Origin of the sequence: Humidesulfovibrio sp. (assembly GCF_035560995.1) — a bacterium.
In the GTDB taxonomy this organism is placed as follows: Bacteria; Desulfobacterota; Desulfovibrionia; order Desulfovibrionales; family Desulfovibrionaceae; genus Humidesulfovibrio.
The window spans coordinates 1-2155 of the sequence record NZ_DATMYK010000191.1 but is presented as its reverse complement, the minus strand read 5'-3'; the positions used below and the strand labels follow the sequence as shown (position 1 = coordinate 2155).

The 2155-nt window shown below is 71.6% G+C and carries 3 protein-coding genes; all 3 read right to left on the bottom strand.

Going from position 1 to position 2155, the window contains the following annotated elements; genetic code table 11:
* On the bottom strand, positions 1 to 468 hold a 468-nt coding region (locus VN419_RS07570), incomplete at its 3' end, for a protein kinase domain-containing protein (protein ID WP_325646104.1).
* Positions 469 to 471: 3 nt separating this feature from the next.
* Entirely contained in the window at positions 472 to 1158 is a 687-nt protein-coding gene (locus tag VN419_RS07565; protein ID WP_325646102.1) for a nitroreductase family protein, read from the bottom strand.
* A 217-nt stretch (positions 1159 to 1375) separates the two neighbouring features.
* On the bottom strand, positions 1376 to 2092 hold the full coding sequence (locus VN419_RS07560) for a hypothetical protein (RefSeq protein ID WP_325646100.1): 717 nt from the start codon (positions 2090 to 2092) through the stop codon (positions 1376 to 1378).
* Positions 2093 to 2155: the final 63 nt, after the last annotated feature.

Here is a 2155-nt window from a genome sequence, read left to right as displayed (position 1 = left end):
GTCCGCGTCCCTGTCGGCCAGCATGAGGTTGTAGGGCTTCACGTCGCGGTGCAGAATGCCCTCGTGGTGCAGGCGCGCCAGGGCGCTGGCCAGCTGCCGCGCCAGCGACAGGGACTGCTCCACGCCCAGCCTGCGCGTGGGCTCCTCCACCCTGTAGCTTTCGCCCAGCTGCGCGCCCAGGTTGTTGCAGTAATACTCCATGACGAAGAACGGCCTGCCCGAGGCGTCCTCGTCCACATCGAGCACCTGGGCCACGCCTGGATGCCGGATGCGGGCCATGAGCGCGGCCTCGCGGTAGAAGCCCCGGCGCAGGGTCTCGAAGTCCGAGGCGGCGGCCAGCTCGTCGGACGGGCGCAGCAGCTTGAGCGCGACCACGCGGCCGGTGCCGGGCATGGCGGCCTTGTACACCGCGCCCATGCCGCCCCGGCCCAGCAGGCCAAGAATCCGATAACGCCCGATGGTCCGCATGAGCTACGCCTTGGGGTGGCCCACGCTCTGGGCCAGGGTGATGCGCTGGCGGGAGTTGAGCCCCAGCGCCTTGCCCAGGGCTTCGGCGTCCAGGCTGGCGCGGGCCACGGTGGCCAGCCCGGCCGCGGCGCAGAACAGGTACACGTTCTGGCTGATGTAGCCGGTGTCGAGCCCGGCGGTGAGGAGCTTCTCCTCCGGGGTGTTGCCCGCGGCCTTGCTCATGTCCGCCACGTAGACCAGGTTCACCGGGGCCGTGGCCGCGTAGGCCTGGGTGCCCGCCAGGGGGCGCAGGTCCCGGTCCGACTTGCGCGCCAGGGTTCCGGCGTGGGCGTCGTACAGGAACAGCCCGTCGGCGCGGATCACGTAAACCTCGATCTCCTGGCGGTTCAGGGCCGTGGGCGCGGTGCGGCGGCCGTCCGGGCGGTTCACGCCGCAGGCGGCCCACAGAAGGTCGAGGAGCTGGGCCTCGGCCACAGGCGCGGGCGCATAGGCCCGCTGGGTCTGCCGGGCGCGCAGGGCGGCCTCCAGGCTTTTCCCGGCAATGGACGCCGCGCCGCGTCCCGTGGTGGTTCCAACGGGCGAGGCGGCAAAGGCCGTGCCTGCGGCTCCGGGCAGGGCCAAGCCGCCAAGGGCGCTGGCCAGTCCGGCCGTGGCGAGTCCGGCCGTGGCGAGAAATGTGCGTCGATCCATGCGCGTGCCTCCTGCGTTCTGGGGGAACAGGTTGCGCGGATGCGGCCATGGTCCGCCGCCCGCTGGGCCACTGTACACCCTCGCCCCGCGCCTTGCCAATGGCTGCGGGCTGGCTGGCGCCCGTCCTCCTGCACCCGCCGCCCGGAGCCGGGCGCAAAAAAAGGGCCGCTCCCGCAAGCGCGGCAGCGGCCCGGAAAGGCTACAGAACGACAGCGGATTAGAAGCGGCGCTCCAGCAGGTCCACCAGGGACTGCTCCAGGGCGTTGCGGCACACGTTGGCCTTGCAGCCGTCCGTGGCGCGGCAGTCCTCGGTGGCGGCGCGGCCGACGAAAAGCTCCCTCGCCGGGCCGCCCGGGACGATGGGGGCGGAAGGCGCAAGCACCACCAGCACGCGGCCCTGGCACAGGTCCTCGACCGGGCGGGTGGTCCCTCCGGGAGCGCCCTGGGTGGGCTTGGAAGAGCCGCTGGCCACGCGGGTCATCTGGGCGGAATCGTGGCGGACCTGGGCCGAAGCCCCGCTCTTGGCGGGTTCCATGTCCGGCAGCCAGTAGAAGGCCTCCTCGGAGTAGCCGGGGCCCACGTCGGCTGCGGGCACGCGCAGTTCCTCGGCCATCAGGCCCATGTCGGCCGTGCGCATGTTGCCGCACAGAAGATGCACCGAAACGTCGTAGCGCGCCGGGCCGGAGGCCTTGAGGCTGTAGCCGCGCGCGGACAGGGTGCGCGTCACGAAGCCGCGCAGGGAGGCGTCGTCGCGCGAGGCGAGCTGCGGGCGGCCCTGGGCGTCCAGGTCGTAGAGATTCACGCGCAGCGTGTAGTCGCCCGGGGTGCGGCTGAACTGGTTCATGCCCTTCACCGCGAGATTGGGGTCGCGCCCGGCGCAGCCGCCAAGCACAGTCAACGCCGCCAGCACGGCCAGGAAAAGCATCCGCTGCATGTGTCGCTCCTTTCAGGAAATACGCGCGGCAAAATACCGCCTCACACCGAATAGCCCATAGGC